Origin of the sequence: Paraburkholderia bannensis NBRC 103871 (genome assembly GCF_000685015.1) — a bacterium.
In the GTDB taxonomy this organism is placed as follows: domain Bacteria; phylum Pseudomonadota; class Gammaproteobacteria; order Burkholderiales; family Burkholderiaceae; genus Paraburkholderia; species Paraburkholderia bannensis.
Map to the genome: position 1 here is coordinate 140,599 of NZ_BAYA01000018.1, position 22,894 is coordinate 163,492.

The window sequence follows — 22,894 nt, forward strand, 5'->3', positions numbered from 1 at the left end:
TTGAAAATGCGGGCGGCAACATGCGCCGACAAACGAAAACGGCAGGAAACGCGGCCACGAAGCCGTGTTCCCTGCCGTCCAGACATGCCTTGCCTCAAATGGACTCAAGCGGACTTAGAGCTGTTGCGCGACCGCCAGCCCCACGTCGCCCGTCCTCGCCGTGCCGCCCATGTCCGGCGTGCGCGGGCCTTCCACCAGCACCGTTTCGATCGCCTGCATGATCGCGTCGTGCGCGGCCTTGAACTGGGCGTCGCCGTTGCCGAGGAAGTCGAGCATCATCGCGCCCGACCAGATCATGGCGATGGGGTTCGCAATCGCCTTGCCGAAAATATCGGGCGCCGAGCCATGCACCGGCTCGAACAGCGACGGGAAGTTGCGCTCCGGATTCAGGTTTGCCGACGCCGCCAGGCCGATCGTGCCCGTGCACGCCGGGCCCAGGTCGGAAAGAATGTCGCCGAAGAGGTTCGACGCGACCACCACATCGAAGCGATCCGGCTGCAGCACGAAACGCGCGCACAGGATGTCGATGTGCTGCTTGTCCCACTTCACGTCCGGATAGGCCTCGGCCATCGCGGCTACGCGCTCGTCCCAGTACGGCATGCTGATGGAGATGCCGTTCGACTTGGTCGCCGCCGTGAGCTTTTTACGGCCGCGCTGGTTGGCCAGTTCGAATGCGTACTTGAGAATGCGATCCACGCCCTGACGCGTGAACACCGATTCCTGCAGCACGAATTCGCGGTCGGTGCCTTCGAACATCTTGCCGCCCACCGAGCTGTATTCGCCTTCGGTGTTTTCGCGCACCACGAAGAAGTCGATGTCGCCCGGCTTGCGGTTGGCCAGCGGACACGGCACGCCGGGCAGCAGGCGCACCGGACGCAGGTTCACGTACTGGTCGAATTCGCGGCGGAACTTGAGCAGCGAGCCCCACAGCGAGATGTGATCGGGCACCTTGTCGGGCCAGCCCACCGCGCCGAAGTAAATCGCATCGAAGCCCTTGAGCGTGGCGAACCAGTCGTCGGGCATCATCTTGCCGTGTTCGAGGTAGTAGTCGCAGCTGGCCCAGTCGAAATGCGTGAATTCGATCGACAGGCCAAATTTCGCGGCTGCGGCCTGCACCACGCGCACGCCCTCGGGCATCACTTCCTGGCCAATGCCGTCGCCTGCGATCGCCGCGATGCGGTAGGTCTTGCTCATGTCTCGTTCTCCATTGCTCATTGCGGCGCGCCCCGTTGACGCGCTTCGATAGCTGCAAGCATGCCTCAGGTGACGCTCAAACATTAGCCCCCGAGGCGTGGAGACATTAAACACGATTCGTGAAGAAAGCGGAGGGCGTCGGAGATGCCCGGCGCGCGCTAACGATATTCGTCGATCTCGACTGTGCCGCCCATGGACGCCATCATGGCGCGGATATCGTCGGGCACATCGGGGACGCGGTTGCCGCTCTCGTTGACCCAGAAGCAGAAAAAGCGCACCTTCGCGCCAGCGTGTTCTATCTGCGCCTTCAGGTCTGACCGGGGCAGCGCCAACCGCTCAACCAGATATCGCAGGTGTGGCTCCAGTCGATCACTGCGCACGGCCTTTTCGCTGTCAATGCCCCAGACACCTGTGCGTCTAGCCAACAGTCGGCCTTGGCCTGTCGCATCCTTGAGCGGCTCTCCTTTGGTCACGGCCACGTCCGGCGGCACCCCAAAATACCGTGTCCACCACTCTGGCGTGACACGATCTCCCGTTATCGTAAAACTCGCTGCGGCAAGTTTTTCCATCATTCCTGCCCCTCAGTTGTCGTAGCTATGAAAGTTATCGATGTAGTCGCCATTGAAATACACATCCCCATTCTCCTCAAATTCAAGGTCGTCATTCGGGCCAATGCCGTTGGTCTTCTTGAATCTGTGGATCATGTCCCGGAAGGTGGAACTGTCGTAGCCGAACATCTTCCGTGCGTATTTTTCGTTTGTTGTACCGGCCAGATCCTCCGCATCCCCATCCGGCATATCAGGCTGATAGTCGAACGGCTGCGCGTCACCGAGCGGCGTTGAATCGTCGCCGTCGCCGGGCGCCGCCCCGGCTGCCGCTTCCACTGCACCGAGCAAGTCGTCGTCATAGCTGGCCGCCGCAGCGGCAGCACGCCGTGCAGCGTTCGCGGCCTGGATTGCGTCGATGCGTTCGACCATTGCGTTGTACTTTTCGATGTAGGCCGTGGCGCCGTCGGCATCAAGGCCCATCGATTCCATCACCGACTGATGAAATGTCTTGCCGCGCGGACTGGCGGCCACTGCGTCCCCGCCTCCGCTTCGATACGTTTCGCCCCAGGTTTGTGGCGCGTAGCGCTTCGATACGCCCACACTGCCACGCCAGTCACGATCAATGACAGGGACAATCAGGCCATCTCGCACTGCTTCGCGAAGAATGCGCGTGATGTCTTCGCCGTCGATTGGCTTGTGCCATCGTCCACGCACATGCTTGCCGATGAAGTCTGCGTAGGCGCTGAAATCGCCTGAGGTACGCGCAGCACGGCGAGCGATGCTCACCCGGAACAGTTGCTCGAAATCCCGCCTGTCCTGCTCCATCTGTTCTTCGCGCGCGTTTCGCGCTTTCTGGCGCTCCTCGTATGAAAGTCGACAGCCACGGTCTACGTCTTCGATATCGCGAGCGGGCACTAGCGCGCACTGCCAACCGCCCTTGAGCGGCACGTAGAGCGCGTTAAAAGAACTGCCCCATTCGGGTAACGACATGTCACCTCCGTCTGGTTGAGGCGTGTTTAATAGCACGCCACCAGGCAGCTGACCTTGCGCTATCTCGACCACCGTGCATTTGATACAGATCGCATTCGCGCGTGCCTCCGCGATTGGACTTGTCGGCGAGAACGTTCAAGATCGTTCAGGTTGAACGCAGCGCAGGCGGCTCGATCTGCTCGCCCCCCTCCACGCGGTGTAAAGTGCGACATCCCACTCATCAATCGGCTCTACCGCTGATAAAGCATTGAGCCAAATTCACCTATGTCACGCGCCGCGCTGTCCGAACTCACAGCCTTCGTCGAAATCGCCAAGGCACGCAGCTTCCGTGCAGCGGCGCGCACGCTCGACGTTTCGCCGTCCGCGTTGAGCCACGCCATGCGCGTGCTGGAAGCGCGTCTGCAAGTGCGCCTGTTCAACCGCACGACGCGCTCGGTCGCGCTCACCGAGGCGGGCGAGCAGTTTCTGCAACGCGTCGGCCCTGCGCTTGCGGATCTCGACGACGCCGTCAACACGCTGACCTCCGCTGCCAGCCGTCCGTCCGGCTCGATCCGCATCAGCGCATCCGAGTCGGCGTCGCGCCCGCTCGTGCGCCACGTGCTGCCCGACTTTCTGCGCGCCTATCCCGAGATCCGTGTGGAGATCGTCGTCGATACACGCATGGTCGATATCGTCGAAGGCGGCTTCGATGCGGGCATCCGCGTCATGCAGGACGTGCCGCGCGACATGGTGGCGATCCGTTTCGGGCCCGACCTGCGCTTCGTGGCCGTGGCGTCGCCCGCCTATCTCGCCGATCATCCCGCGCCCGGCGCGCCGCACGATCTGCTCGCGCACCGCTGCATCCGCTTCCGTTTCGAAAGCGGCGCGATCTATCACTGGGATCTGGAGCATCGGGGAAAGAGCGCAAGCATCGACGTCGACGGGCCGCTCACGCTCGGCAACCTGAACCTGATGGTGGAAGCGGCCGTGGCAGGCATTGGCGTGGCGTGGGTGCCGGAAGACCTCGTGAGCGAGCTTCTGCGCGAGGGGCGGCTCGTGCAGTTGCTGCCGCAATGGAGTCCGTCGATGACGGGCCTGTGTCTCTACTACCCCGCGAACCGTCACCCGCCCACGGCGTTGCGGCTGTTCGCGCAGGCGGTGCGCGAGTGGGCCGCACGCGAATTGCCGCCGCCTGTCGCGGTGAAGGCCGGGGAAAAGGCTGCGGAGAAGGCCGCCGCAAATGTCGCGAACAAAGTTGCGAAGAAGGTTGCAGCGAAAGCCCCCGCCAGGCCGCGTGCCAGAACGCCCAAACGCGCTTAAATCACGCTCAAACCGCGCTTAAAACACGCCCGGTCAACCCGCCATCTCCAGCAGCGCCCGCGTAGCCGCCGCGCGATCGTAGGCGCGCGTGGCGATCACCACTTCGCTATAGCCGTTGGCCATCGCCAGCGGCTTGAACACCGCCTCCTCCACGTCGAAGCGAGCCAGCGTGCGCGGCACGAGTCCCACGCCCAGCCCCGCCGCCGCGAAGCGCATGACCCCCACCGAATCGGTCGTGCGCAGCACGCTCGACGGCTCGAATCCCGCTTCCAGGCATAGCTCCAGCGCGCGATGCCCCAGGCCCACGCCCGGTGGATCATCGACGACGATCAGGCGGTCGTCGGCCACTTCGCGCAGGCTCACGCGCTTGCGCCGCGCCAGCCGGTGATCGCGCGCCAGCACCAGGTCGAGCGGCGTGCGCGAAAACGGCGTGATGCGGATGGCGCCCGGCAGCGCGCCCGGCGGCGAGCGCAGAAACGCCACGTCGATGCGCTCATCCGCGAGCGCGCTCATCTGCTCCTGCACGGACACGCTGCGCAACTCCAGTTCGACTTCGGGCCGCGCCTGCGTGAAGCGCTTGAGCAGCGCCGGAAGCTCCGGCTCCAGCACGATCGAATTCGCGTAGGCGATGCAGAGCTTGCCCAGCTCGCCGCGGCTCGCACGACGTCCGGCCAGCACGGCGGTTTCGGCCTGCGCGAGCGCCGCGCGCGCGTGATCGAGAAACACGGCGCCCGCCGTGGTCAGCTCGATGCCGCGCCGCACGCGATGAAACACCTTGAAGCCAAGCTGCGATTCCAGCGCCTTGATCTGCTGCGTGACGGCGGGCTGCGCGATGCCCAGACGCTCGGCCGTATGGCCGAAATGCAGTTCCTCGGCGGCAATCACGAAGGTGCGGAAGTGGCGAAAATCCATCGTCGGCCTCGTTCTATAGATAAGATTATCTTATCAAAAACGTGGCTTTCGATTTATTGATTCAATCGTTCGCAAGGGGTCAAATAGAGCCCATCAGCAACCCGATGGACGGCTTTACCATGCAACAGATCAACGATTCCGCAGCACACGATTCCCACGCAGCCGAGGCAGCCGACGCCCCTGTCATCGACCTGCGCTCCGCGCTGGCGCGCCTTGCCGCCGCGCCCGGCCAGCTCATCGAAACCTCGCACGAAGTCGATCCGCATGCGCAACTCGCGGGCGTCTACAAGCGCATCGGCGCGGGCGGCACCGTCGAGCGCCCCACGCGCCTCGGCCCGGCGATGATCTTCAATAACATCAAGGGCTATCCGCACAGCCGCGTGCTGGTCGGCCTGATGGCGAGCCGCAAGCGTGTGGGCATGCTGCTCGACGCGCCGCCGCGCCGCCTCACGCAGCGCATGGCCGACGCGGTGCGCAACGCCATCGCGCCCGTCACCGTGGCGCGCGACGCCGCGCCCTGCCAGCAGACCGTGCACCTCGCGAGCGATCCCGATTTCGACCTGCGCAAGCTGATTCCCGCGCCGACCAACACGACGAGCGACGCGGGCCCGTTCCTGTGCCTCGGCCTCGTGCTCGGCAGCGATCCCGACACGGGCCACGCCGACGTGACGATCCACCGTCTGTGCGTGCAAAACCGCGACGAACTCTCGATTTTCTTCGCGCCGGGCCGCCATATCGACGCCTTCCGCCAGAAGGCCGAAGCGCGCGGCGAAGCGTTGCCCGTCTCGATCAACATGGGCCTCGACCCGGCGATCCATATTGGCGCGTGCTTCGAAGCGCCGACCACGCCGCTCGGCTTCGACGAGCTGTCGATCGCGGGTGGCCTGCGCGGCACGCCGGTCGAACTCGTCGATTGCGTGAGCGTCGCGCAGAAGTCGATTGCACGCGCCGAGATCGTGATCGAAGGCGAAATCCTGCCGAACGTGCGCGTGGTCGAAGACCAGAACACGCACACCGGTCACGCGATGCCGGAGTTTCCGGGCTACAACGGCCCGGCCAATCCCTCGCTGCCCGTCATCAAGGTCAAGGCCGTCACGATGCGCCACGGCGCGATCATGCAGACGCTCGTCGGCCCCGGCGAGGAGCACACCAACCTCGCGGGCATCCCCACCGAGGCCAGCATCTACAACGCCGTGGAAGCGGCCATGCCGGGCTTCGTGAGCCAGGTCTACGCGCACACGGCCGGCGGCGGCAAGCTGCTCGCGGTGCTGCAGGTGAACAAGCGCAACGCCTTCGACGACGGGCGCGCGCGCCAGGCCGCGATCATCGCGCTGGGCGTGTATTCGGAACTCAAGCACGTGATCCTCGTGGACGAAGACGTCGATCCCTTCGATAGCGACGACGTCCTCTGGGCCATGACCACGCGCTACCAGGGCGACGTATCGACGATGCTGCTGCCGAAGGTGAACGGCCACGTGCTCGATCCCTCGCAGACGCCCGAGTTCAATCCGGCGCTGCCCGCGCGCGGCGTGACCTGCAAGACGGTGTTCGACTGCACGGCGCCCTTCCACCTGCGCGGCGAATTCGAGCGTGCGAAGTTCATGGAAGTCGATCCGCGTCCGTGGGCGCCGACGTTGTTCAACGATCAGGAGGACGAAGATCATGAGTAAGCGGGCACTCGACGGACGCAAGCGCCTGATCGTGGGCGTGACCGGCGCGACCGGTTTCATCTATGCGGAGCGCACGCTGCGCCTGCTGCGCGAAATGGGCGTGGAAACGCACCTGGTGATGTCGCGCGCGGCGGAACTGACACGCGAATACGAATCGCCGCTCTCGCGCGATGCGGTTCATGCACTGGCCGATCACGTGCATGCGATCGCGGACGTGGGCGCGTCGATCTCGTCGGGATCGTTCCGCACGCTCGGCATGCTGGTGGTGCCGTGCTCGATGCGCACGGTCGGCGAGATCGCCTCGGGCGTCACCAGCACGCTGCTCACGCGCGCCGCCGACGTGGTGCTCAAGGAACGCCTGCCGCTCGTGCTGATGGTGCGCGAAACGCCGCTGAACCTGATCCACCTGCGCAACATGACGACGGTGACCGAGGCGGGCGCGGTCGTGTTTCCCCCGGTGCCTGCGTTCTATGCGAAGCCGCAAAGCCTGGAGGAGATGGTCGATCATTCGGTGAGCCGCGCGCTCGACCAGTTCGGCCTGGATACCGAGCGTATCGAGGCATGGCGCGATATGCAGCATGTTCGCGCGGCCTGATTGCCCATCTGTGCGCGTGAAGCGGGCCACGGCGGCCCGCGCCTGACACGGCGATCCTGAGCATGCGCGCAGCTTCTGTGTTTTGCGGTGAATCGGCGCATTGAGGTCTTTTAATCGAAGCGCAAAAAAGCGGTTGACGCTGCGCGCCAGCGCCCCTACCCTTGCGCGCTGATGGTTTCCCGCAAGGGAATCAAAAGGGAACGCAGAAGCGGCGCACGCGCCGTCAGGCTGCGGCTGCCCCCGCAACTGTGAACGGCGAGTCCATGCCGCACGCGCCACTGGCAACCCGCACCGGGTGCCGGGAAGGCCGGCATGGACGACGACCCGCGAGCCAGGAGACCTGCCATCGACCGAGGTCCACGCAGCCGCGACGGGCGGGGTGTCCCGATGCGCAAGCGCCGCCCGCCACCGCGCGCGGCTGCTCGTTGCAAGGACAGACCGACCTCAGGACTCGATTCATGTTCACCTTTTCGACCGCGGCCACCGCGCCGCGCGGCGGGCGCCGTCATCTGGCCCTCGCTGTTGCCGTGATCGCGGCCAGCGCCTCACACATTGCGCACGCCGACGACACCACGCTGCCCAACATCCTCGTGACCGGCGACACGCAGCATCTGCCGCAATCGTTCGACGGTCGCTACGCGAGCACCCAGGTGCTCACGCGCGCAGACCTCGACCGCCTCTCGCCCGCCGATCCCAGCATCACCCAGGCGCTCGCCACCCTGCCGGGCGTGACGGTCTCGCAAAGCGGCGGCCCGGGATCGCTGGCGACGGTCAGCATTCGCGGCTCGTCGGCAAGCCAGGTGGCCGTGTTCATCGACGGCATCCGCATTGGCTCCGCGACGACGGGCACCGCCGAATGGGCCGACCTGCCGACATCGGCATTCGATCGTGTCGAAGTGATCTCGGGGCCTGCGGCCGCCTCGTTCGGTGCGGACGCGATGGGCGGCGTGGTGCAGCTCTTCACGCGCCACGCGTCGAACCTGCCGAACCAGACGACGGTGTCGTTCGGCGGCGGCTCGAACAAGACCTTCGACACGCAGTTGCGCACCTCCGGCACGCTGCCGTCGAGCGGGCCGCTTGCCGCGCTCGGCGGCGTGACTTACGCGCTGGGCGTGCACGACTACAACACGGCGGGCATCGACGCGACGCAACCCGGCGCGTATGGCCACGAGGACGGCCGCAACCCGTATCACGCGCAGGACGTGAATGCGCGGCTGGGTTACGCGCACGGTAACTGGTCGATCTCGACCTTCATGCTTTATCACCGTTCCGATCTTTCTTACGACAACCTCGGTGGCGCGGATCGCCAGCTCGATCATCAACTGACGACGGGGCTTGCATTCCATCTGGATATCACGCCGACCACGCAGTTCGATCAGTCGATTGGCTATGCGAACGATCGGCAATTTCTCTACGCGAACGATCCTGCGATTGCGACTGATGAAATCGATTCGACGCGTTTGAGTACATCGACGTCGATTACGCACCAGGAGACCGGGCATGTGCTGTTTGGGCTGCCTTTGTCCGGCGAAACAAAGCTGACTTACGACTTCACGCGCGAGCAGGCGTACTTGCCCGTCGATGTACCGAGCGGCTTGCCTGCGCGCAACGACTCCGCCTTTTCCCTGCACCAGGCAGCAACGCTTGGCGACGTGACGCTGTTCCTCGCGGGACGGCATGAAATCGTGCAGGGGCAAGCGGTGAATACGGGTAACGCTGCGCTTTCGTGGGCTATTACGCCGGTTTATACGGCGCGCGTTTCATATGGCAACGCGTTTCGTTTGCCTACGTTCAATGATCTCTATTATCCGGGCTATTCGAATCCTGACTTGCTGCCGGAGCGTAGCGATACGGTCGAAGCGGCTATTGATGCAAACACTTCGTTTGGGACGTTCTCCGCGGCGATTTATGACACGCGGGTGCATGACCTGATTGCCTATGATTCGCAGACGTTCCTGCCTGTGAACGTTGGGCGCGCGCATATTCAAGGCGTCGATCTTTCGTATAAGGGAACGCTTGGGAAATCGACGCCTGTGAGTCTTTCTGTGGGCCTGCTCAATCCGCAGGATGTCGCAGACCAGACGTGGCTCAATCGACGGCCTCGGCAAACCGCTAGCCTGAATGTGGATCACTCCTGGGATGAGTTGCATCTGCATGCACTCAGTACCGGCGTTTCGTTGCTCTATAACGGGTCTACGTTTGATGATCAGTTTAATTCGATCTATCTGCCCTCTTTCTTTACCGTCGCGCTGCGCGCTTCTTATCAGGTGAATGCGCATCTCGCTTTGTCTGCTTCGGTTTCCAATCTTTTTAACCGGCAGTATGTGACGGCCTATGGGTATAACTCGCTCGGGCGTACTGCGTTTGGGAAGGTTAGTTATACGTTTTGAGGGTGGTCGGGACGTTGAGGTTTGCTTTCGTGGTTCCTGGCGGTGTGGGCATTTCCTTGTGATCGTGTCGGTCTGCTAGCGTTGCCCCTGTGCGGGGCGGCACCTACTTTCTTTGCCGCGGCAAAGAAAGGTAGGCAAAGAAAGCCGCTCAAACCGCCAGTGTGACGCAGTCCACCTCTCGGCTTTTAGCGGAGTGGTGACTGGGCATTGCTCGCATCTCTCGCCGTATAACGGATAGGCGGCGCCCGCACATCCGGGGGCGCAAGCGCCCCGTTGGGCATAACAAAACCCCTTGGTTTGCAGGCGTTTTCGTGCCGCCATCGCAGTCAAAACCGTTGGTTTCCCCTGCATACCCTGCCGTTGCGAGCGCAGCGAGCAACGGGATGTGCGGGCGTCACCACTCTGTTGTGTGGTGCGAGAAGCGAGCGCTGCCCAGTCACCACTCCCCTGGTGGGCGCGTGGTGGACTGCGTCACACTGGCGGTTTGAGCGGCTTTCTTTGCTTACCTTTCTTTGCCGCGGCAAAGAAAGTAAGTGCCGCCCCGCACAGGGGCAACGCTAATAGACCGACACGACCTCAAGGAAATGCCCACACCCCAAGAACAAACAACCAAAAAAAAGATTGCGAACATAATCAAAAGAAACCCCACCCACCACCCAACTCCCAAAAACCGCCTTTGTGCGCCATACTCCAGAAAGGCCCACCCCGGGCCCCCCTTCCACAGGCTGGAGCCAACCATGTCACTCCGCATCAACGACATCGCCCCGAACTTCACAGCACGCACGACACAAGGCACGATCGATTTCCACAACTGGATTGGCGACCAATGGGCGATCCTCTTCTCGCACCCAAAGGACTTCACTCCTGTCTGCACGACAGAACTCGGCTACATGGCGAAAATCGAGCCAGAATTCACGCGCCGCAACGCAAAATTGATCGGCCTCTCGGTCGACCCGGTCGAAGAGCATGAAAAGTGGGCCGCCGACATCGAAGAGACCCAAGGCGCAGCCGTCAAATATCCGATGATCGGCGACACCGACCTCGCCGTCGCCAAGCTCTACAACATGCTCCCCGCCGACGCAGGCGAAACCAGCGAAGGCCGCACCGCAGCAACCAACGCAACCGTGCGCTCGGTCTTCATCATCGGCCCCGACAAGAAAATCAAGCTGATGCTCACCTACCCGATGACCACCGGCCGCAACTTCGACGAGATCCTGCGCGTGCTCGATTCGATGCAATTGACGGCGCAATACAAGGTCGCCACGCCGGTCAACTGGAAGCACGGTGAAGACGTCATCATCACGCCCGCCGTGAGCAATGAGGAAGCCGAAAAGTCCTTCCCCGGCTTCAAGACCATCAAGCCGTATCTGCGCACGACGCGTCAGCCGGGCTGAGCCCCTTTGCGATAGAGGCGCGCGATGATCTTCCGCCAGCTTTTCGATCCTGTTTCGTCGACCTACACGTACCTGCTCGGCGACGCCGCCAGCGGTGAGGCGCTGCTGATCGATCCGGTCTACGAACAGGTGCCGCGCGACCTCTCGCTTGTGCAGGAGCTGGGCCTGAAGCTGGTGGCGACACTCGACACCCACGTCCACGCCGATCACGTCACCGGCGCCTGGCGGCTGCGCGAGCGCAGCGGCAGCGACATCGCGCTCGCCTCGGTCGTCGGCGCCGAAGGCGTCAATCGTGCCTTGCAACAGGGCGATCGCGTCACGTTCGGCCAGCGTCATCTCGACGTGCGCGCGACGCCCGGCCATACCGCCGGCTGCCTGACCTACGTGCTGGACGACCGCAGCATGGCGTTCACCGGCGACAGCCTGCTCATCCGCGGCTGCGGCCGCACGGATTTCCAGGGCGGCAGCCCCGAGCAGCTGTTCGCATCGGTGCGCGAGCAGATTCTCAGCTTGCCCGACGATTGCCTGCTCTATCCCGCGCATGACTATCGCGGCATCACGGTCACGAGCGTGGCCGAGGAACGGCGCTTCAATCCGCGCCTGGGCGGCGATGTCGATATCGGCGATTTCTCGGGTTACATGAACAACCTGAACCTGCCGCATCCGAAGCTGATGGCCGTCGCCGTGCCCGCGAACATGCGCTGCGGCAAGCCCGATGGCGACGCGCCCGTGCACGAAACGCCCGAGTGGGCGCCGCTCACGCTGCGCTTTAGCGGCGTATGGGAAATCGAGCCCATGACGCTGCTCGAACACGCGCGGGAATGGCAGGTCGTCGATGTGCGCGAGGCGGCCGAGTTTATCGATTGCCTCGGGCACTTGCCTGACGCAAAGCTGGTGCCGCTTTCGCAGTTGATGGGGCGTATCGACGAACTCGATCGCGAGCGGCCTGTTGTAGCGGTGTGCCGTTCGGGCGTGAGGTCGGCGCAGGCGAGCGTGTTGCTCGGCAAGGCAGGCTTTACGCAGGTCGCGAACCTGGCGGGCGGAATGCTGCGCTGGCGCGCCGAAGGATTGCCAGTGGCGGCAGGCACGGCGGCGGGGTAGCGTCGCCGCGTGAATTGCTGAGGGCGGCGACGCTTGGTAAATACGGCAGGCTTATTCGTCGTTGCGACGTTCGTTTAGCCACGGGCGGATGTTGACTTTGCCGTCGACCAGGCCGAGTGCATCAGTGTTGAGCGTCCAGTGGCGTCCAGCGCCCGGCGGGTCGAAGCATGGCATAAAAACTTCGTATTCCTCCAGAATCGCCGAGAGTTTGCTCGTGTCAGGCGCATTGGATCCGCCAGCGTCGCTATATGCCATGCCAACGCCCTTTTGTTCAGTTTTATTGCGCACTTTCTTCCAGTTGTTGGCGAGCGGAAACGGCGTCGTTCCAAACTGCGCGTACAGGATTTGCACCGTCGCATTGACGCGTTCATCCCTGAAAGCCAGTGGACTATTAATCTTGATTCGATCCTCTTCAATCCGATATTCAAAGCGCTTTTTGTACGACGGCGTAAAGCCTTCGATCCAGTCGCCGTCGTGATTGCGAGGCCGCTTGGGTGCCGGCTCAACACTCACAGCGCCTTCGCGATCGCCCGTCGCCTGATCGCTGCGCACGAGGTCATACCCAATCATGAAAAGCGCCGCCTCCAGCGCACGCAACCTGCGCGCATCGGACTCGATCCTCGCGAAGCCGCTTTCGCCGCCACTTGCCCGCTTCGCGATGGCTGCAAGCAGCCAGCTCGCACGCAGGTTCCACGCGGCATATTTCTTCGCACCAGCAAGACGCGGAAAGTCGAACGGGCCCTGACGCGGATCCCGCAGCGGCGGATTCACGGCGTTCGACGCGCTCTTGGCCGGGGCCCACGGAAATTGCAGTTCGGCAGGCACTGATTCCAGATCTTGTTCAGCGCAGAATTTGGCTATCGCCATGCCTAGCGCTGCCGCCACCCGACTGTCATAAATCACGAACCCATTGCAGACAAGCGAATAAGCCTTGCTCATGCCGGAATTGAAACGCAGTGTATTCGACGCCAGAAGCGCATGCTCCGTACTGCCAGCGTTGAGCGCATCGCGCATCGTCGCGACCAGCCCGGCGAGCCCCTCCTGATTGGCCGTCAACCAGCTGACATTGCCCGCGCGCACGCCGCCCCAGCCCATCAACGCGCACAGAATCTCGCAGGCGCGCTTGTCGTCATTCTTGAGCAGTGCATCGACCAGCGCCTTTTGCAATGCCTCAAGCGCCTGCGAATTCGATTCAAACGTATGACCCGCAGGCACCCCGAGCGCCTCTACGCCGCGATGCGGCCAATCATATTTTTCATAGGCGTCGAATACGCTGGTGCACGACCATTGTCGATTCCGCTTACGCATCCAATAGCTATGCGCAAACGTTTCGCAATCCAGTTTCGCGTTCATCCACTTAATAAACTGCTCAACGATTTCGCTCTTGATGTAGTCGTCTTTCGTCATTGCCCGGCCCCGTAGCGTCATTCACAGTGTCATTCGTTGCGTCGCGCATTCATTCCCTGTTCCGCGACGAGAAGCATCATTCCACCCGATTAGGACAAACCGCGTCCTAATCCAGCGCACCGCCCGCCAGCCACCCTGCGCGACACATTAGGACACGCCATGACCTGATCAACGTGGATGCTTGCCCCATTCCGTATCAACCGGGAAAAGGGAATGGACACGAAAGCGCTTCACTACGCAGCCCAACTCATCGCCCAAGCCGACGCGCTCATCGTCGCTGCGGGCGCGGGCATGAGCGTGGACTCAGGCCTGCCCGATTTTCGCGGCTCGCGCGGCCTGTGGACGACGTTGCTGCCCGAAGGCATGCACGAGCGCGACCTGCACGCATGGACGCAAGGCCGCTGCTTCGAAGCCGACCCGACCGAAGCATGGCGCTTTTACAGCGAAGCGCTGCGCGTCTGCGAAAGCACCGAGCCGCACGCGGGCCATGCCATGCTGCTCGACTGGGCGAGCCGCAAGCCTCACGGCGCCTTCGTCTATACGAGCAACGTGGATGGCCATTTCGAAGACGCTGGCTTCGCACCCGGACGCATCGTCGAATGCCACGGCTCGATACGTCATTTCCAGTGCGCTCGCCCCTGCTCGCCGGACATCTGGCCAGCGGCGCCAGCGGGCGCACAAAGCAAAAAAGCGCAGACGTTGCCGCGCTGCCGCCGCTGCGGCGCGTTGGCACGGCCCAATTTCCTGTTGTTCTCAGACCCGGCGTGGGTCGTGGCGCGCACCAACGCACAACGTCTGCGTATGGAGACGTGGCGCGCGGGCCCGCGCAATCCGGTCGTGATCGAAGTCGGCGCCGGGCTCGCGCTGCCCGGCGTGCGCATGTTCGCGCAAAGCCTGCGGCTGCCGCTTGTCCGCATCAATACCGATCCCGCCGAACTCTTCGGCACAGCCACCGTCGCGCTTCAAGGCAAGGCGCTCGACGTGCTTCAAGACATCGACACCGAACTCGCGGAGCGCTACACGCGATGAATCCAGTTTCGCTACACTCGTGCGCCCTGACCCATACGCGAGCCAGCATGGAACTCGAAGAGATTTTGCTGTCCGTCTTGCCCTACGTGGCGGACGCCACAGACGTGAGTGCAGCAGCAGAGAAAGGGATCCCTTTTCGCAGGATCCGCGAGTTCGTCGAGGCCAACGCAAGCAAGCCGTGGCACGAACGCACCATCCGTCGTCAGCTCGGCAAGATGGCGCCCGACGTCGACAAGGTCGGCGCGACCAATGGGGCGCGCTGGTTCAAGACCACCCACGCGGTCATGCTGAGCAGCCAGGCGCATATCGACACGAATCTCGCCATTGCGCTCGTCTCGCTCGACCGCTGCCATTATCAAGGCCTGCCGACCTCGGTCATGGCCGGGCTGGAGCCCGCGCTCGAAAAGGCGCGGACTCGCCTGAGGTCGGCAAAAAAAGGCACGCTCGCCCGCGCGGGCGTCGACTGGAAGCACAAGTTCGTGCGCATGGACGGCGCGCAGCCGCTCATTTACCCGGCAGTCGATATCGAGGTCTATCGCCAGGTCTCGGATGCCGTGCTGCACGACCGCAAGCTCAGCTTCGACTACCAGAGACCGCAGGACGCGCCACAAAGCAGCCAGCACTACGAGGCCTGCTCGCCGCTCGGAATCGTCAATCGCGCGGGCGTGTTCTATCTCGTCGCCAGGGAGACGGGTTCAGATGAAAAGCGGCTGTTCCGGCTAGACCGCATCAAACGCGCGAAAGCGCTCAACCACGCCGCCGAGCGCGACGCCAGTTTCAATCTCGACGCCTATGTGCGGATCGAGGAGGCGCTGCACTTCTACCCCGAAGCCGCGGTTCAACTCAAGTTGCGCATCCACGCCAGCCGCGCGCCGCACGCACGCAGCGCCGCCCAGCACATGCTCAACGAATTCAAGCTCCACAGGAACCAGCAAATCGACTGGGCGCCCGACCGGCTCTCTTTCGTGCTGAGCGCAACCGTGAAGCCATCGGTCATGCTGCGCCGCTTCCTGCACAGCCACAGCGATTCGATCGAGGTGCTTGCGCCCGCGAGCCTGCGCGAAGAGTTTGCGGCCCGCGCGCGCACGATGGCGGCGCGCTATGCCCAGGCGCCCGAATAACCCCGCCGCCTCACCTCACCAGAACTGCGGCAGCGCCGCCACGCTCGGCCTTGCTGCGGTCTTGCGGCGACGCCGCAGCTTCACCGGCGCGCGCGCGATATCGCCCCACGCCTGCGCGGCCAGCCGCACCGCGCAATCGAACGATTCGTCCTCGACCGTATGGCAGTCGTCGACGGTGACCTGCCAGCCGCGCCGCGTGCGCTCGCAACGCACGCGATCGTCCTCCATCAGGTCGCTGTACCAGCGCCATACGCGCGCGTCGTCGATATTCGCGTTCACCGCGGCGGCGAGCCGCGCCATTTCAATACTCTGCAGTGGCGTGTTCACGTTTTTCCCCTGTCGATAAGCGCATTCGTTGTTTCCCTTCTCGCGTTGATCCGTCACGCTCACCACGCGAGCTTTGCTTCGACGCCGACGTAATCGGCGTTACGCGCACCCAGCGCCCGCAGCGAATCGCCCACTTCGAAATGCACCGCTTCCAGCGCCAGTGCCACGTTGTCGTTGACGATCCAGTCGGCGCGCACCTGCGCGTACATCCCTGTCCACAGATTGCCCTTGCCTGCGGTGCCAGGCACCGTCGCCATGCCCTGGCCGTAGACCGCGTCCTGGGTCGTGTCGCGCCACTGGAACCCCAGCGCCGTCATCAGCGTGAGCTTCGGCGTGAGCTTGAACGTGAGCGAAGGCTTCACGTGAATCAGGTTGCTGTAACCCGTATAACCGGCCAGCGTGAAGTAATAGCCGTTCGGAAAGAGCGGATTGAACGTCCCCACGTGGCCATCGCCGGGATGGTGCTCGCCCGACGCGCCATCGACCTGCACGCCCAGTCGCGGCGTGCCCGGCAGCGCGGCGAACGTATAGCCGCCCAGCGCGCCGAACGCCCACGCGCCGACTGTCGCCGCGCCCACGTGGCCCGTCTGCGCCATCGCTTCGACGTCCCAGTCGAACGGCGCGCTCTTGCCCGCATAGCGCGCGTCGAACACATCGCGCCGTTCGTCGCCGCTCGCACCGATAAAGCGCGCGTTGTCGCGCTCGTAGCGCGACCAGTACGCAGACAGGTCGCCCGGCCCCAGGCTCGAACGCTCCATGCGCACGCCGCTGAACTTCAGATGTTTGTTCGAGACGTCGTCGAAAGTATCGACATCGCGGTACTGCACCGGCTGCGTCAGATAGCCGATAAAGCGCCATTTGCCGATTTCATAATCGGCCCACAATGCGTCGAACGCCTGGCGCACGTTCGGGCCGTCGCGCACGGACACGAAACGCTGCAAGTCGAACGCCATTTCCTGGCGCCCCACGCGCGCCTTGAACGTGCCAGGGCCGACGCCGTAGACAAACGCGACGAAGGCCTGCTCGACGTCGAGCGGGTTCTTGTCCACCGGCGACACCGCGTCCTTGCCGAAGGGTCGCGCGTCCTCAAGCTGGAAAAACGCCTGCACGTGCTCGCCGAAACGCGCATCGGCATGCACTTCGGCGCGCTGGATCACCCAGCTATCGGGCTTCGATCCGCCCAGCCCAAAGAGCGGCGTATTGTTCAATTCGAAGCGCTCGCGCAGGTTCGCGCCGAGCGAGAGATACCACGAGGGATCGCTCGACAGCGGGATGTACTTGAGCCGATCCAGCGGCTTGCGCGGCACGCAGGGGTTCGCCAGCGCGCCCCAGTTTTCCTGCCAGCGGTTGAAGCTCGGGATCGGACGCGTCGCGTTGCAGGCGGCTGCGGGTGTTTCCGCAGCCTGCGTTTGAGCGCGCGCCGCGCCTGCATGCACTATTGCACTCGCCACGAGGGCGAGCGCGGTCGTCTGTTTCATCGACGAGGAAAAGCGAAAACGCATGCCGTTCATGTCCGCAATCACTTCGCCGGCGCCTTCGCCAGTTGATGAAGCTCCGCGACGTAGCCGCCCGGGAATTCGACCATCGTCGTGCGGCCTTCCGCGTTCTGCGCGGGCGCGACCAGCACCTTCACGCCAGCGGCCTGGGCTTTCTCAAGCGTCGCATCCAGGTCGGTCACGCCATAACCCGTCGTTTCGCGGCCATACGGATACGGCAGCTTGCCGTCGGTCACGAACACGAGCATGTTGCCGAAGGCCGATTCGATGCGCACGCGGCGGATCGTTTCGCCGTTCTTGCCGATTTCCGCGCCATCGGCGTGACGGTTGTCCGAGACCACCTTGCCGTGCGAGAAGCGCACGAAACGGTGCACGAAATTGGATGCTTCGTACTTCGATACATAAACGCGGTTGTCCGGCACCCGTTCGAGCGGCGCATACGACGGAGCCTTCGTGTGCCAGTAAAGCTGCATCGTGAGGCCGCCCGGCCACTGGATGATCGCGTCCTTGCCGATCGGGTCGTCGAACGGCTCGACGATCACGTCCGCGCCCGCCGCGCGCGCGGCGTGCACGGCCTTGTCGATATCGGTGACGAGATAGCCCGTGCGCTCGTTGCCGAACGGGTACGGCACCGGCGTCTCGAAGGCGAACACGGAGAGCATGCCCACCGGCGTCTGCACGTATTGCGATGCGGTCTTGCTCGGCGTCGGCGTGACCGTGAACACGGCACGCGGCGAGGCCTTGCCGCCGAAGGTAGCCAGAAAGCTGTTGACGAAGGCGTCGATGTCGGCGCTCGCGACGTAGACGTGCGTCGTGTCGTATTGCGGGCCGACCGCGACTGCGCCCGTCTGCGCGACGCTTGCCGGATATTGCGAATCGTCCGCGAAAACCGGGCTCGCGCCGAAGGACAGCCCCAGCGCCGCGAAGGCGACGAGCGAAGCGGCCGCCATCGCGCTCAGGGGACGATTCAGGTTGAAGAAAGACACGTGTTGCTCCGGATGAAGAATCGAATAGGGTTTTACGGCGCTGCGCTCTTATCGTTCGCGCGGCAGGCAAAGAAGGCAATCGCGCCCAGCAAAGCGAGCGGCACGATCAGCGCCCAGAACGACGCGGCCAGATAGCCAATCGCGCCCAGGCTCGCGCCCACGCCGAAAGCGAGCACCGGCGGCAGCGTGCGCGTCAGGCGTTCGCGCACTTCGCGGCGATCGACGTGCGTGCTGCCCGTCAGCAGATCGAATACGTCGATCACGGCCTGCGTGACGTTGCCGGTCATGACCGTATTGGCGACGACGCTGCGCGCCGTGAGGCGCGGGTGCGCGTTCTGCACGCCCATGCCCGCCGCGCCAAGCAGCCCGCACGCGATCGTGAGCGGCGCATCGGCGTTGGTGATCGGCGCGGCAGCGAGGCCCGCGATCATGAAGCCCGCCAGCAGCGCGATCTGCATGACATAGAGTGCGCCCACGCGCAGGGCATGGGGTCGCGCGTGCAACCTGTCCGCGAGCACGCGCGCTGCGACGATGCCGCTCACGAACGCGGGGAACGCCAGCCATTTGATGAGCAGGCCGCCGCTCACGCCAGCGATGCCCGAGCCGATCATGATGAAGTTGCCGGTGACGTGTGCCGTGAAGAGGCCGAACAGCGCGACGAAACCCAGCGTATCGACAAAGCCCGCGACGAAGGCGAGCACCGTGTTCTCGCCGCGCATCGGGTCGAGCACGGCCTTGCTGTTTGCTGCGGTCGCGCTCATGGCTTGCTGCTCGCAATGTTGGTGGAGTCTGCGCCCAGCAGATGGCGCCGCTGGAAACGACGCGCGGCGCGCAGCATGCCTTGCCACGTGAGCCGCCAGCGCCCCGCACCGCCAATCGCCACGGTGCCGAACAGGATCAGCAGCATCCACGCGAACTGCCCTTGTTCGAGCGTCCAGTCCGGATGCACCAGCACGAGCGCGACCGCCGTGACGACGAGGATCGGCAGCGCGGCGAGGCGCGTGAAGATGCCGAGCAACATGAGCACCGGGCACACCACCTCCGCGAAAATCGCGAACGAGAGCGTGAAGGCGCTGCCCAGATGCAACGGATCTTCGATCGCACCGAGTTGCGCACGCACGTGCAGCGCTTTCGGCAAGCCGTGCACGAACAGCACGAGCAGGCTGGCGCTCACGCGCAGGAACAGCAGCGCAATATCGGCGCTCTCGAAACGTTTCATCACGAACCTCGTCTTGACTTAAAGCTCAATACCCAACTTAAAACGCGAAACAACTGCAGCCGAGCGAACCCCAGAACGCGTTGGCGTCGCCAGCGGGCACATTGCTGCGCCACGCCCAGCCGTGAGCATGCTTGTGCACGCCGCACAGGTTCACGCAGGCGTCGCTGCAGGACTGCGCGAGTGTTGCGTTCGTTGTATTGGCAGCGACCGGCTTGTAGCGCGCATAGCCGCCAAATTCAGCAACCGGCGACCACGACGGGCTCACCGGCAGTGCGGGCGGCCCGTATGAAGTGAATTCCGCGTCGGCGTAGACGACCCGGCCGTTCACGACCGTGAGCACCGAATTCAGGTGCTTGATGGCTTCTTCCTCGATCGTGAAGAAGTCGTCGCTCAGCACCGCGAAATCGGCGTACTGGCCCGGCACGAGCGCGCCCTTTTTCGTCTCGTCGTTCGAGAACCAGGCGCTCCCCACGGTGTAGCGGCGCAACGCTTCCATGCGCTCCAGCCGGTCGCGCTGCGCATACATCTGCGTGCCGCCCACGGTGCGGCCCGACACGAGCCAGTAGAGCGAAACGAACGGGTTGTAGCTGGCCACGCGCGTCGCATCGGTGCCCGCGCCCACGGGCAGGCCCGCTTCGAGCATCTGGCGCACCGGCGGCGTGCGCGCGGCGGCTTGCGCGCCATAGCGCGAGATGAAGTACTCGCCCTGGAAAGCCATGCGGTGCTGCACGGCAATGCCGCCGCCCAGCGCCGCGATCCGCTCGATATTGCGTTGCGAGATCGTCTCGCAGTGGTCGAAGAACCAGCGCAGGCCGTTGAAGGGCGTGTCCTTGTTCACGCGCTCGAACACATTGAGGAAGCGCTCGATCGACTCGTCGTACGTCGCGTGCAGACGCCACGGCCAGCGGTTTTGCACCAGCAGGCGCACGACGTCTTCGAGTTCCTGCTCCATGCCGTCCGGCAGGTCGGGGCGCGGCTCCAGGAAGTCCTCGAAGTCGGCCGCCGAGAACACCAGCATTTCGCCCGCGCCGTTGACCTTGAGGAAGTCGTCGCCATCGCCGGGACGCGTCGACTTCACCCATTTCGCGAAGTCCTCGATCTCGCGCTTCGCGTTCTGCGTGAACAGGTTGTAGGCGATGCGCACGGTAAGCTGGTCGTTCTTCGCCAGATCCATGATGACTTCGTAGTCGTCCGGATAGGCCTGGTAGCCGCCGCCCGCGTCGATGGCGCTCGTCACGCCCAGGCGGTTCAGTTCGCGCATGAACTGGCGCGACGAATTCTTCTGGTCTTCGAGCGCCAGCCTGGGGCCCTTCGCGAGCGTCGCGTAGAGCAAGCCCGCGTTCGGGCGCGCGATCAGCATGCCGGTGGGATTGCCGCGCTTGTCGCGCTGGATTTCGCCGCCGGGCGGGTTCGGCGTGTCGCGGTCGTAGCCTGCCGCGCGCAGCGCCGCCGCGTTGAGCAGCGCGCTGTCGTAGAGGTGCAGGATGAAGACCGGCGTATCGGGCGCGATCGCGTTGACTTCTTCGAGCGTCGGGCCGCGCTTTTCCTCGAACTGGAATTCGTTCCAGCCGCCCACCACGCGCACCCATTGCGGCGCGGGCGTGCGGGCGACCTGTTCGCGCAGCATCTGCAACGCGTCGCGCAACGACGGTACGCCGTCCCAGCGCAACTCCATGTTGAAGTTCAGGCCGCCGCGGATCACGTGCAGATGCGAGTCGTTGAGACCCGGAATCACGGTGCGGCCATTGAGATCGATACGGCGTGCGCCGTCGCGCGCCCATTGCATGACGTCGCGGTCGTTGCCGCTCGCGACGATCTTGCCGTCGGCGACAGCCAGCGCGGTCGAGAACGAGCGGCGCTCGTCCTGGGTGGCAATCTTGCCGTTGTAGACCACTAGGTCCGCGATGCGGCGAGGTTGATCAAGGGCGCTCATCGACGCTCTCCTCTTTAATGCGGGTTTCGTGCGGGTTTGCTTGCTGCGTCAAAGGTTAGAGGTCACCCGCTGTAAAGTCCTGTCGAAAACCTGAAGAGTTGTGAACCAGCATTGATTCGATTGATTTATTCGCGCCAATAGCAAGCCCGCCCGATATCGCTACCGGACGGATTGAAAAGACCTTTAATGCGGATTTAACGCGCGTTTAACCGCGCCGCGATCACGCCTTCAGGAACGCGAGCAGATCCTGGTTGACCTGGTCGACGTGCGTGCTGCACATGCCGTGCGGCGCGCCTGCGTAGACCTTGAGCGTCGCGTTCTTGACGATCTTCGCCGAGAGCTTCGCCGAGTCGTCGATCGGCACGATCTGGTCGTCGTCGCCGTGCAGGATCAGCGTGGGCACCGAGATCTTCTTCAGGTCTTCGGTGTAGTCGACTTCCGAGAACTGCTTGATGCACTCGTACTGGCCTTTGACCGAACCGGCCATGCCCTGGCGCCAGAAGTCCTGCACCAGGCCTTGCGACACCTTGGCGTTCGGGCGATTGAAGCCGTAGAACGGCGTGGCGAGATCCAGGTAGAACTGCGAACGGTTCGCGGCGACACCGGCGCGGATGCCGTCGAACACCGACATCGGCAGGCCGTTCGGGTTGGCTTCGGTCTTCACCATGATCGGCGGCACCGCGCCGATCAGCACGGCTTTGGCGACGCGCTTTTCACCGTGACGGCCGATGTAGTGCGCGACTTCGCCGCCACCCGTCGAGTGGCCCACGAGCATCGCGCCCTTCACGTCCAGGGCGTCGAGCACGGCGGCCAGGTCGTCTGCGTAGGTGTCCATATCGTTGCCGCCGGACGGCTGGCCCGAGCGGCCATGGCCACGGCGGTCATGCGCGATCACGCGGTAGCCCTGGTTCACGAGGAACAGCATCTGCGCGTCCCACGCGTCGGCGGACAGCGGCCAGCCGTGCGAGAACACCACCGGCGTGCCCGTGCCCCAGTCCTTGAAGAAGATCGGCGTGCCGTCCTTCGCGTTCACGAAGCCGCCGCCATGGTGGTGGCCCGTGCCGTGCGCGTGCGCACCGGGCGTGGCGCCTGCGGACGCGGCGGCGCTGGCGCTCAGGCTCGACATGGCGGCAACGGCGCCGGCCACGCCGGCGCTCGCGGAAAGCAGGCGGCGGCGCGTGGTCGAAGCGGGGGTCGAGTGAGTCTGTTGCGTGGTCATGCGGTTTCTCTCCGTCGATGCGTCGCGCGCTGTGCGAACGACGTGGCGCACGTTATGGCGTGCG

General features: G+C 64.0%; 20 protein-coding genes and 1 riboswitch. Of the genes, 8 read left to right on the top strand and 12 right to left on the bottom strand.

Annotation, left to right across the window (positions count from 1 at the left end):
* Positions 1-114: 114 nt before the first annotated feature.
* The 3 genes from BBA01S_RS25835 to BBA01S_RS46110 all read right to left on the bottom strand — a co-directional run bounded on the left by BBA01S_RS25835 (position 115) and on the right by BBA01S_RS46110 (position 2,732).
* Entirely contained in the window at positions 115-1,194 is a 1,080-nt protein-coding gene (locus BBA01S_RS25835) for a tartrate dehydrogenase (protein WP_027818976.1), read from the bottom strand.
* 158 nt (positions 1,195-1,352) lie between these two features.
* Positions 1,353-1,766 carry a DUF4279 domain-containing protein gene (locus BBA01S_RS25840; protein ID WP_027818977.1) on the bottom strand — a complete coding sequence of 138 codons (414 nt, stop codon included), beginning with the start codon at positions 1,764-1,766 and terminating at the stop codon, positions 1,353-1,355.
* 9 nt (positions 1,767-1,775) lie between these two features.
* Complete coding sequence (locus tag BBA01S_RS46110; protein ID WP_052391892.1) at positions 1,776-2,732, bottom strand: hypothetical protein; 957 nt, start codon at positions 2,730-2,732, stop codon at positions 1,776-1,778.
* 264 nt (positions 2,733-2,996) lie between these two features.
* Between BBA01S_RS46110 and BBA01S_RS42800 the strand changes: the two genes are divergently transcribed.
* Entirely contained in the window at positions 2,997-4,031 is a 1,035-nt protein-coding gene (locus BBA01S_RS42800; protein WP_084162543.1) for a LysR family transcriptional regulator, read from the top strand.
* Between the two features lie 33 nt (positions 4,032-4,064).
* On the opposite strand, the gene BBA01S_RS42805 is transcribed toward BBA01S_RS42800, so the two are convergent.
* Entirely contained in the window at positions 4,065-4,943 is an 879-nt protein-coding gene (locus BBA01S_RS42805) for a LysR family transcriptional regulator (protein ID WP_052391893.1), read from the bottom strand.
* A 119-nt stretch (positions 4,944-5,062) separates the two neighbouring features.
* Here BBA01S_RS42805 and BBA01S_RS25860 point away from each other — a divergent pair, with 119 nt between their 5' ends.
* The 5 genes from BBA01S_RS25860 to BBA01S_RS25880 all read left to right on the top strand — a co-directional run bounded on the left by BBA01S_RS25860 (position 5,063) and on the right by BBA01S_RS25880 (position 12,093).
* On the top strand, positions 5,063-6,613 hold the full coding sequence (locus tag BBA01S_RS25860; RefSeq protein ID WP_084162552.1) for a UbiD family decarboxylase: 1,551 nt from the start codon (positions 5,063-5,065) through the stop codon (positions 6,611-6,613).
* Complete coding sequence (locus BBA01S_RS25865; RefSeq protein ID WP_042297904.1) at positions 6,606-7,208, top strand: UbiX family flavin prenyltransferase; 603 nt, start codon at positions 6,606-6,608, stop codon at positions 7,206-7,208. Before BBA01S_RS25860 ends, BBA01S_RS25865 begins: the two co-directional genes overlap by 8 nt.
* Positions 7,209-7,364: 156 nt before the next feature.
* A riboswitch (cobalamin riboswitch) is annotated at positions 7,365-7,570 on the top strand.
* A 96-nt stretch (positions 7,571-7,666) separates the two neighbouring features.
* Positions 7,667-9,598 carry a TonB-dependent receptor domain-containing protein gene (locus BBA01S_RS25870; RefSeq protein ID WP_084162544.1) on the top strand — a complete coding sequence of 644 codons (1,932 nt, stop codon included), beginning with the start codon at positions 7,667-7,669 and terminating at the stop codon, positions 9,596-9,598.
* 737 nt (positions 9,599-10,335) lie between these two features.
* Positions 10,336-10,992 carry a peroxiredoxin gene (locus tag BBA01S_RS25875; protein ID WP_027818982.1) on the top strand — a complete coding sequence of 219 codons (657 nt, stop codon included), beginning with the start codon at positions 10,336-10,338 and terminating at the stop codon, positions 10,990-10,992.
* Between the two features lie 24 nt (positions 10,993-11,016).
* Complete coding sequence (locus BBA01S_RS25880) at positions 11,017-12,093, top strand: MBL fold metallo-hydrolase (protein WP_027818983.1); 1,077 nt, start codon at positions 11,017-11,019, stop codon at positions 12,091-12,093.
* A gap of 51 nt (positions 12,094-12,144) precedes the next feature.
* Here BBA01S_RS25880 and BBA01S_RS45295 read toward each other — a convergent pair whose 3' ends face one another.
* Positions 12,145-13,500 carry a hypothetical protein gene (locus BBA01S_RS45295; protein WP_052391894.1) on the bottom strand — a complete coding sequence of 452 codons (1,356 nt, stop codon included), beginning with the start codon at positions 13,498-13,500 and terminating at the stop codon, positions 12,145-12,147.
* Between the two features lie 213 nt (positions 13,501-13,713).
* Here BBA01S_RS45295 and BBA01S_RS25890 point away from each other — a divergent pair, with 213 nt between their 5' ends.
* Together BBA01S_RS25890 and BBA01S_RS42815 are read left to right on the top strand one after the other, a co-directional pair.
* The gene (locus BBA01S_RS25890; protein WP_042297905.1) at positions 13,714-14,529 is read left to right on the top strand and encodes an SIR2 family NAD-dependent protein deacylase; all 816 of its coding nucleotides are present in this window, start codon (positions 13,714-13,716) and stop codon (positions 14,527-14,529) included.
* 47 nt (positions 14,530-14,576) lie between these two features.
* On the top strand, positions 14,577-15,650 hold the full coding sequence (locus BBA01S_RS42815; RefSeq protein WP_042297906.1) for a helix-turn-helix transcriptional regulator: 1,074 nt from the start codon (positions 14,577-14,579) through the stop codon (positions 15,648-15,650).
* A 15-nt stretch (positions 15,651-15,665) separates the two neighbouring features.
* Here BBA01S_RS42815 and BBA01S_RS25900 read toward each other — a convergent pair whose 3' ends face one another.
* From BBA01S_RS25900 to BBA01S_RS25930, 7 genes are all read right to left on the bottom strand, one after another.
* Positions 15,666-15,977 carry a hypothetical protein gene (locus tag BBA01S_RS25900; RefSeq protein ID WP_027818985.1) on the bottom strand — a complete coding sequence of 104 codons (312 nt, stop codon included), beginning with the start codon at positions 15,975-15,977 and terminating at the stop codon, positions 15,666-15,668.
* Between the two features lie 59 nt (positions 15,978-16,036).
* Positions 16,037-17,455 (bottom strand): alginate export family protein, encoded by a 1,419-nt coding sequence (locus BBA01S_RS25905; RefSeq protein WP_245641590.1) that lies wholly within the window; start codon positions 17,453-17,455, stop codon positions 16,037-16,039.
* 41 nt (positions 17,456-17,496) lie between these two features.
* On the bottom strand, positions 17,497-18,423 hold the full coding sequence (locus BBA01S_RS25910; RefSeq protein WP_042297928.1) for a VOC family protein: 927 nt from the start codon (positions 18,421-18,423) through the stop codon (positions 17,497-17,499).
* Positions 18,424-18,491: 68 nt separating this feature from the next.
* Positions 18,492-19,220 carry a YoaK family protein gene (locus tag BBA01S_RS25915; RefSeq protein ID WP_027818988.1) on the bottom strand — a complete coding sequence of 243 codons (729 nt, stop codon included), beginning with the start codon at positions 19,218-19,220 and terminating at the stop codon, positions 18,492-18,494.
* Positions 19,217-19,678, bottom strand: a complete 462-nt coding sequence (locus BBA01S_RS42820; protein WP_084162546.1) for a DoxX family protein — start codon at positions 19,676-19,678, stop codon at positions 19,217-19,219. Before BBA01S_RS42820 ends, BBA01S_RS25915 begins: the two co-directional genes overlap by 4 nt.
* Before the next feature lie 37 nt (positions 19,679-19,715).
* A complete protein-coding gene (locus BBA01S_RS25925; RefSeq protein WP_027818989.1) occupies positions 19,716-21,611 on the bottom strand; it encodes an amidohydrolase in 1,896 nt (631 codons plus the stop codon).
* A 220-nt stretch (positions 21,612-21,831) separates the two neighbouring features.
* Entirely contained in the window at positions 21,832-22,830 is a 999-nt protein-coding gene (locus BBA01S_RS25930) for an alpha/beta fold hydrolase (RefSeq protein WP_042297907.1), read from the bottom strand.
* Between the last annotated feature and the right edge of the window lie 64 nt (positions 22,831-22,894).